This is a genomic window from Mitsuaria sp. TWR114 (assembly GCF_007997345.1).
Map to the genome: position 1 here is coordinate 1 of NZ_VOSR01000236.1, position 8,137 is coordinate 8,137.

7 protein-coding genes and 1 pseudogene are annotated in these 8,137 nt (G+C 70.6%); 4 read left to right on the forward strand and 4 right to left on the reverse strand.

Going from position 1 to position 8,137, the window contains the following annotated elements; translation table 11 throughout:
• From FUT87_RS10385 to FUT87_RS10400, 4 genes and pseudogenes are all read right to left on the reverse strand, one after another.
• Positions 1-486, reverse strand: a 486-nt coding sequence (locus FUT87_RS10385) for an NAD(P)-binding protein (protein ID WP_147240959.1), incomplete at its 3' end; no start/stop codon positions are given.
• A 1-nt stretch (position 487) separates the two neighbouring features.
• Entirely contained in the window at positions 488-1,390 is a 903-nt protein-coding gene (gene hpnD / locus FUT87_RS10390; protein ID WP_091722780.1) for a presqualene diphosphate synthase HpnD, read from the reverse strand.
• Positions 1,387-1,659, reverse strand: a pseudogene (locus FUT87_RS10395) (squalene/phytoene synthase family protein); the annotation flags it as partial. The pseudogene FUT87_RS10395 and the gene hpnD, both read right to left, overlap by 4 nt.
• Positions 1,660-1,799: 140 nt before the next feature.
• Complete coding sequence (locus FUT87_RS10400; protein WP_147240960.1) at positions 1,800-4,148, reverse strand: bifunctional salicylyl-CoA 5-hydroxylase/oxidoreductase; 2,349 nt, start codon at positions 4,146-4,148, stop codon at positions 1,800-1,802.
• Between the two features lie 222 nt (positions 4,149-4,370).
• Between FUT87_RS10400 and kynB the strand changes: the two genes are divergently transcribed.
• From kynB to FUT87_RS10420, 4 genes are all read left to right on the forward strand, one after another.
• Positions 4,371-5,006 carry an arylformamidase gene (gene kynB, locus FUT87_RS10405; RefSeq protein WP_147240961.1) on the forward strand — a complete coding sequence of 212 codons (636 nt, stop codon included), beginning with the start codon at positions 4,371-4,373 and terminating at the stop codon, positions 5,004-5,006.
• 74 nt (positions 5,007-5,080) lie between these two features.
• Positions 5,081-6,385: a kynureninase gene (gene kynU, locus FUT87_RS10410; protein WP_147240962.1), complete on the forward strand. Its 1,305-nt coding sequence runs from the start codon at positions 5,081-5,083 to the stop codon at positions 6,383-6,385.
• Positions 6,382-7,284: a tryptophan 2,3-dioxygenase gene (gene kynA / locus FUT87_RS10415; RefSeq protein WP_175538457.1), complete on the forward strand. Its 903-nt coding sequence runs from the start codon at positions 6,382-6,384 to the stop codon at positions 7,282-7,284. Before kynU ends, kynA begins: the two co-directional genes overlap by 4 nt.
• A 121-nt stretch (positions 7,285-7,405) precedes the next feature.
• Positions 7,406-8,137 (forward strand): aminopeptidase P family N-terminal domain-containing protein (locus FUT87_RS10420; RefSeq protein ID WP_186830466.1); only part of this gene is annotated, 732 nt, incomplete at its 3' end.

Here is an 8,137-nt window from a genome sequence, read left to right on the forward strand (position 1 = left end):
CAGCGGATCGATCAGGTCGTCGCGGACCGCGCGCGGCAGGCGGGCGCAGAGCTCGGCCACCGTGAGCGCCGGGTCGCATCGGAAGCCGCGCATCGTCCAGCCGCTGCTCGCCATCAGGAACCGCATCCGGTCGGGCCAGGACCAGGCCGCACAGCCCAGCACCCCGCGCAGGAAGGCGAGCGTGGGCAGGCCGGCGGGCAGGGTGAGGGTTTCGCGGTCGGGATAGCGCAGCCGCAGCGGCATGCGCAGCAGGTCCGCCTCGGGGTCGGCGCCGACGCGGCGCATCAGCGCCAGCGATGCCGTGTAGGCGCCGATCAGGATGTGCTGGCCGTTGTCCAGCGCCGGCTCGCTGCCTTCGAGGCTGCGCGCCCGGCCGCCGAGCGTCGGCGCCATCTCGAACAGCGTGACGGCGGCGCCCAGCGAGACCGCCTCCACCGCTGCGGCCAGGCCGGCCCAGCCGCCGCCGATGACGGCGATGCGGGTCACCTCAGCGCCCGCGCCAGTTGGTCTTCATCGCGATCCACAGCTTGCGCAGCGGCGTCAGCGCGATGCGTTGCTGCAGGACCTGGAACTGCTCGGCCTCGATCTCGCGCAGCAGCGTGCGGTAGATGTTGGCCATCATGACGCCGGGCTTCTGCGCCTTGCGGTCGGCCTCGGGCAGCAGCGCCATGGCCTCGTCGTAGAGGCGGTGCGCGCGTTCGGCCTGGAACTTCATCAGCGCCAGGAAACGGTCGCTGTAGCCCCAGGGCGCGTCGCGCTTGAGGATCTCGTGGGCCTTGACGTCAAACTGCTGCAGCTCGCTCACCGGCAGGTAGATGCGACCGCGGCGCGCGTCGTCGCCGACGTCGCGGATGATGTTGGTCAGCTGCATCGCCAGGCCCAGCTTGTGGGCGTAGGCGATGGTCTGGGCGTCGGTGCGGCCGAAGATGCCCGACGCCACCTCGCCCACCACGCCCGCCACCAGGTGGCAATAGCGCTGCAGGCCGGCGAAGTCCAGGTAGCGCGTCTGCTCCAGGTCCATCTGGCAGCCGTCGATGACGGCCAGCAGGTGCTCGACGCGGATGTCGTAGTCCTTCACGTGCGGCAGCAGCGCCTTCATCGCCGGGTGCGAGGGCTGGCCGTTGAAGGCGCTCATGACTTCCTTGCGCCACCAGGCCAGCTTGGTCGCGGCCACGCCGGGATCCGACACCTCGTCGACGACATCGTCGACCTCGCGGCAGAACGCGTAGAACGCGGTGATCGCCGCGCGCCGCGGCGGCGGCAGGAAGAGGAAGGCGTAATAGAAGCTCGAGCCGCTGGCGGCGGCCTTCTGCTGGACGTACTGCTCCGGCGTGGAGGCGGCGCCGGCGCTGGCCGTCGCATCGGGGGTCTTGTCGGTCTTGGTGCTCATCGCGCCGTCCCTTCGCGGCGGGTGTTGCTGGGGGTCGCATTCATCGTCAGCGCGCGCCACAGCAACAGGGGCGCGTCGGCGGCGCTGACGGTGGGGCGCCGCAGCAGGGCGGCGAAGCGCATCGCCTGCAGCCTGTCGAGAATGCGAAGGCCGCCTTGTACCACCAAGCGCAGCTCCCAGCCGGCCCGGCCCGGGATCCGGTGGACCAGCGGCGCCCCGTCCGCCATCAGCGCGCGGGCCCAGGCGCAGAGCTCGGCGATCAGCGCCCGCGCGATGGCGGCGCCGATGCCGGAGCCGCCGCCGGTGACGACCGCATGCAGTCCTTCGAGGGGATACGGGTTGCTCATGCCGCCTGCCTGTCCATCGTTGCTCGAATGCCCATCGCCGCGCGTGCGCCGCTTCCCGCCGCTCAGACGCCGAGCGCCCGGTTGGCCTGCTCCTGCGCCGCGGCGCCGCCGCCCATCGCGCGCTGGCGTTCGAAGTCGCGTTCCATCTGGCTCTTGCCGGACAGGTACTGCACCGGCCAGTCCAGGCCCGGGCCGGACAGGTAGCCGATGCGCGCCGCCTCGGTCAGCGTCCAGGCCGGATTGGCCAGGTGCGGCCGCGCGACGGCGCACAGGTCGGCGCGCCCGGCCGCGATGATGCTGTTGACATGGTCCGCCTCGGAGATCGCGCCCACCGCGATCGTGGCGATGCCGGCGCGGTTGCGCACGCTCTCGCTGAAGGGCGTCTGCCACATGCGGCCGTAGACCGGCTTCTCGCGCTTGCTGACCTGGCCGGACGAGACATCGATCAGGTCGGCGCCCGCGGCCTTGAAGGCCTCGGCGATCGCGACCGCGTCCTCGGGCGTGGTGCCGCCGGGCACCCAGTCGTGCGCGGAGATGCGCACCGACATCGGCCGATCCGCCGGCCAGACCGCGCGCATCGCGGTGAAGACCTCGAGCGGATAACGCAGCCGGTGCTCCAGCGTGCCGCCGTAGTCGTCGGTCCGTTGATTGGTCAGCGGCGACAGGAAGCTGGACAGCAGGTAGCCGTGCGCGCAGTGCAGCTCCAGCCAGTCGAAGCCGGCCTCGGCGGCACGCCGGGTAGCGGCGACGAAGTCGGCCTTGACGCGGTCCATGTCGTCCCGCGTCATCGCGCGCGACCACTGGCTCACGCCCTCCAGGTACTGCTGCGGCGAGGCCGAGATCAGCGGCCAGTTGCCCTCGTCCAGCGGCTGGTCGATGCCGTCCCAGGCCACGCGGGTCGAGCCCTTCGCGCCGGCATGGCCGAGCTGCATCGCGATCTTGGCGGTGGAGCTCGCATGCACATGGTCGACGATGCGCCGCCAGCCATCGCGCTGCGCGTCGTTCCACAGGCCGGGGCATCCGGGCGTGATGCGGGCGTCGGGCGAGACGCAGGTCATCTCCGCGAAGACCAGGCCCGCACCGCCCATGGCGCGGGCGCCCAGGTGCGCGAGGTGGTAGTCCGCCGGCTGGCCGTCGACGCACGAGTACTGCGCCATCGGCGAGACGACGACCCGGTTCTTCAGCGTCGTGCCGCGCAGCGTGAACGGCGTGAACATCGGCGGCGCGGCGCGGTCCAGGCCCGAACGGCGCGCCAGCCAGGCCTCGTATTCGCCGACATAACGCGCGTCGCGCAGCCGCAGGTTCTCGTGCGAGATCCGCTGCGAGCGCGTCAGCAGCGAGTACGCGAACTGCTCCGGCGCCAGGCGCGCGTGGCGGTCGACGTTCTCGAACCACTCGGTCGAATTGCGCGCCGCGTTCTGGATGCGCAGCACCTCGATCGAGCGCGTGGCTTCGTATTCGTCGAGCGCCGAGGACAGGCTCTCCACGCCACCACCGTGGCGTTCGATGTCGCGGGCCAGCGCGATCGCATCCTCCAGCGCGAGCTTGGTGCCCGAGCCGATCGAGAAATGCGCCGTGTGCGCCGCGTCGCCCATCAGCACCACCGGCGCGCGGCCGTTGTGATGCACCCAGCGCTTGCAGACCACGCGCGGGAAACGGATCCACTGCGCGGATCCGCGCAGGTGCGCCGCGTTGGAGATCAGCGGATGGCCCTCCAGCACCTTGGCGAAGAGCCGCTCGCAGAAGACGATGCCGTCCTCCTTGCTCATGTCCTCCAGGCCGGCGGCCTTCCACACCGGCTCGGGCGTCTCGACGATGAAGGTCGAGTGCGTCTCGTCGAAACGGTAGGCATGCGCCTGGAACCATCCCCATTCGGTCTTCTGGAAGTCGAAGGTGAAGGCGTCGAAGAGCTTGGTGGTGCCGAGCCAGACGAAGCGGCACTGCCGCAGGTCGATGTCGGGCTGGTAGGTCACGGCGTACTTCTGGCGCAGGCGGCTGTTGAGGCCATCGGCCGCGATGATCAGGTCGGCATCGATGTCCGCGTCGTCGACGACCTCGGTCTCGTAGCGGATCGCGACGCCCAGTTGCTCGCAGCGCGCGCGCAGGATGTCCAGCAGCTTGCGGCGGCCGATGCCGCAGAAGCCATGCCCGCCCGAGACCATGGTGCGGCCGTCGATGTGGACGGCAATGTCGTCCCAATGGTTGAAGGACTGCAGGATCTGCTCGGCGGTCTGGGGATCGGCCTCGCGCAGCGCGGCCAGCGTCTGGTCGGAGAACACCACGCCCCAGCCGAAGGTGTCGCCGGCGCGGTTGCGCTCCAGCACCGTGACCTCATGGGCGGGGTTCTGCCGCTTCATCAGCAAGGCGAAGTACAAGCCGGCGGGGCCGCCGCCGATGCAGGTGATGCGCATGTTTCCGAGGCCTGCTCGCGCCGGCCGATGACTGCTTGACGGGAGCACTTTAGGCATTGATAGTTGAGGTGTCAACGATCTGGATAACCCTGAGCCCATCGGCGTCGTGAGGCCGGGCGGCTTGCGGAAACGATGCCGCCTTGTTGGAATTAACCGACACCACGGCCTCCGACCCGGCGCTAAGGTGCGCGCCGTCGTGCCCAAGGCCGGCAGGAGCAACAGATGAAGTCAACACGCCCGTCCCTGTGGGACATCTCGCCGGTGGTGGCGCCCGACGCGCCGATCTTTCCCGGCGACGAGCCCTACGCGCTGAAGTGGACCGCCCGGCTGTCGCCGGAATGCCCGGTGAACCTGAGCGCGATCACGATGTCCCCGCATGTCGGCGCGCATGCCGACGCCCCGCTGCATTACGCCGACGGCGTCGCGAGCGCGGCCGAGGTGGCGCTCGATCCCTACCTCGGCCCTTGCCGTGTGATCCATGCGATCGGCTGCGGCCCGCTGATCCGCGTCGAGCACCTCGAGCACGCCGCGCACGAGCTGCCGCCGCGCGTGCTGGTGCGCTGCAACGAGCGCGCCGACACGGTCTGGAATCCCGGGTTCAGCGCCTACGCGCCGGAGACCGTCGAGTGGCTCGCGGCGCGCGGCGTGAAGCTGATCGGCCTGGACACGCCCTCGGTCGATCCCGCCACCAGCAAGACGCTGGACAGCCACCAGCGCCTGCTGCGCCTGGACCTGCGCGTGCTCGAGAACCTGGTGCTCGACGACGTGCCCGAGGGCGACTACGAACTGATCGCGCTGCCGCTGAAGCTGGCCGGCGCCTGCGCCTCGCCGGTGCGCGCGGTGCTGCGCTCGCTGTGAGCCGGGCCGCCGATCCTCGCGCCGCCGCTTTCCCCCTTCCTTCCACCTCCCCCTTGCATTGGTCTGGAACGCCCATGACGACAAGACAAGACTGCCTGGCCCTGGACGCCGCCGATCCGCTGGCGACGCTGAAGGACCAGTTCTCGCTGCCCGCGGGCACGCTCTACCTCGACGGCAATTCGCTCGGCGCGATGCCCAAGGCCACCGCCGCTCGCGTGCAGCAGGTCATCGCGGACGAATGGGGCCGCGACCTGATCAAGAGCTGGAACACCGCCGGCTGGATGGACCTGCCCGGCCGCATCGGCGACAAGATCGGCCGGCTGATCGGCGCCGCGCCGGGCGAGACCATCGTCGCGGACTCGACCTCGCTCAACCTCTACAAGGTGCTGAGCGCGGCGCTGCGCATCGTCCAGGCCGATGACGCCGCGGGTCGCCGCACGATGATCGTGTCGGAGCGCAGCAACTTCCCGACCGACCTCTACATCGCCGAGAGCCTCGCGCAGCAGCACGGCATGACGCTGCATCTGGTCGATCACGTCGATGAGATCCCCGGTCTGCTGAACGACCGGCTCGCGGTGCTGATGCTGACCGAGGTCAACTACCGCACCGGCCGCAAGCACGACATGAAGGCCGTCACCGCCGCGGCGCACGCCGCCGGCGCGCTGACCGTCTGGGACCTGGCGCACTCCGCCGGCGCGATCCCGGTCGACCTGAATGGCGCCGATGCGGACTTCGCCATCGGCTGCGGCTACAAGTACCTCAACGGCGGCCCCGGCGCGCCGGCCTTCGTCTGGGCGCATCCGCGCCATGCGGACCGCTTCTGGCAACCGCTGTCGGGCTGGCTGGGCCATGCGGCGCCATTCCAGTTCACGTCGAACTACGCGCCCGCCGCCGGCATCAAGCGCTACATCTGCGGCACGCCGGCGATCCTGTCGACGGCGGCGCTCGAGTGCGGCGTCGACACGCTGCTGGCGGCCGAGCCCTTCGGCGGCATGGGCGCGCTGCGCGAGAAGTCGATCGCGCTGACCGAGCTCTTCGCCCGCCTGGCCGAGGAACGCTGCGGCGCGCAGGGCGTCCACGTCGTCTCGCCGCGCGAGGCCGCGCTACGCGGCAGCCAGGTCTGCCTGGCGCTGAAGGCGCCACTGCATGAGGCGGGCTACGCCGTCGTGCAGGCACTGATCGAGCGCGGCGTGATCGGCGACTTCCGCGCCGGCGATCCCGCGCGGCTGGACCAGGTGCCGCACATCCTGCGCTTCGGCTTCACGCCGCTGTACATCGGCTTCGCCGACGTGTGGGACGCGGTCGAGCATCTGCATCAGGTGCTGGCCAGTGGCGAATGGCGCGAGGCCCGCTTCAACACCAAGGCGGCGGTGACATGAGCTGCCCGATGGGACACGGCACCGGCGCCGTCACGGGAACCGGCGCGGGCGACACCCCGGCGCCGGGCGGCGAGGCGATCGTGCGCGAGGAAGGCGCGCAGCTCGACTTCTCCAAGGACATGAGCTACGGCGACTACCTGCACCTGGACAAGGTGCTGAGCGCGCAGCATCCGCTCTCGCCCGACCACAACGAGATGCTCTTCATCGTCCAGCACCAGACCTCGGAGCTGTGGATGAAGCTGATGCTGCACGAGCTGCAGGGCGCCGTCGCCCACGTCGCGGCCGACCAGCTGCCCGAGGCCTTCAAGATGCTCGCGCGGGTGTCGCGCATCATGGAGCAGCTGGTGCACGCGTGGGACGTGCTCGGCACGATGACGCCGCCGGAGTATTCGGCCATCCGGCCCTACCTCTCCAACAGCAGCGGCTTCCAGAGCGCGCAGTACCGGCGCATCGAGTTCATGCTCGGCAACAAGAACGCTGCGATGCTCAAGCCACATGCGCATCGCGCCGACCTGCTGGCCCAGGTGCAGGCCGCCTATGAGGCGCCGTCGCTGTACGACGAGGTGCTGCGCCTGATGCAGCGCCGCGGCATCGCGGTGCCGGCCGCGCGCCTGGACCGCGATTGGACCCAGCCCTATGCCGCCGACGACGGCGTGAAGGCCGCCTGGCTGGAGGTCTACCGCGACCCCAAGGCGCACTGGGACCTGTACCAGATGGGCGAGGAACTGGTCGACCTCGAGGACGCCTTCCGGCTCTGGCGCTTCCGCCACGTCACGACGGTGGAGCGCGTCATCGGCTTCAAGCGCGGCACCGGCGGCACCGGCGGCGTCAGCTACCTGCGCAAGATGCTGGACGTGGTGTTGTTCCCCGAGCTCTGGGCGCTGCGCACGGAACTCTGAGCGCACCGCCGCCACGCCGGCGGAAGGAAGTCATGGGGGCCCCGCTTCTACAATCGGCGGCTTCGGCGCGCGGCTCACCCGGCCGCCGCGCTTCATGCCCGTCAACCCGTCGAGGCCCGCCATGGACACCCGCCTTTCCGAGATCAAGCTGCGCATCGCCAGGCTGCGCGACGCGCTGCGCAACGCCGGCGCCCACGCCATCCTGGTCCCCTCGGCCGATCCCCATCTCTCCGAATACCTGCCGCGCCGCTGGCAGGCGCGCGAGGTGCTCTCCGGCTTCACCGGCTCGATGGGCACGCTGGTCGTCACGCTCGACGACGCGCAGCTCTTCGCCGATAGCCGCTACTGGACGCAGGCCGAGCGCGAACTCGCCGGCAGCGGCATCGCGCTCTTCAAGATTCCCTCCGGCGCGTCGGTGCAGCACATCAGTTGGCTGGCGGAACGCCTGCAGCCGGGCCAGACGCTGGTCGTCGACGGCCAGGTGCTGGGACTGGCGCTCGCGCAGCAGCTGCGCTCGGCGATGGGCGCCAAGGGCGTGCGCATCGACACCACGCGCGACCTGATCGACCACGCCTGGGACGAGCGCCCCGGCCTGCCCGACGCCCCGATCTACGAGCACGCCGCGCCGCAGGCCACCATCGGCCGCGCCGACAAGCTGCGGCAGGTGCGCGAGGCGATGACGCGGCACGGCGTCAGCCACCACCTGATCTCCAGCGTCGACGACGTCGCCTGGCTGTTCAACCTGCGCGGCTCGGACGTCAGCTACAACCCGGTGTTCCTGGCGCACGCGCTGCTCGACGCCAACGGCGCGACCCTGTTCGTGCAGCCCGGCAAGATCGACGCCGCGCTCGCG

What these genes read in the sequence shown, in the direction of transcription:
- FUT87_RS10400 (WP_147240960.1), bottom strand. Translation starts at nt 4,148, where the DNA reads ATGCGCATCACCTGCATCGGCGGCGGCCCCGCCGGCTTGTACTTCGCC.
- kynU (WP_147240962.1), top strand. Translation starts at nt 5,081, where the DNA reads ATGACGACAAGACAAGACTGCCTGGCCCTGGACGCCGCCGATCCGCTG.
- hpnD (WP_091722780.1), bottom strand. Translation starts at nt 1,390, where the DNA reads ATGAGCACCAAGACCGACAAGACCCCCGATGCGACGGCCAGCGCCGGC.
- kynB (WP_147240961.1), top strand. Translation starts at nt 4,371, where the DNA reads ATGAAGTCAACACGCCCGTCCCTGTGGGACATCTCGCCGGTGGTGGCG.
- kynA (WP_175538457.1), top strand. Translation starts at nt 6,382, where the DNA reads ATGAGCTGCCCGATGGGACACGGCACCGGCGCCGTCACGGGAACCGGC.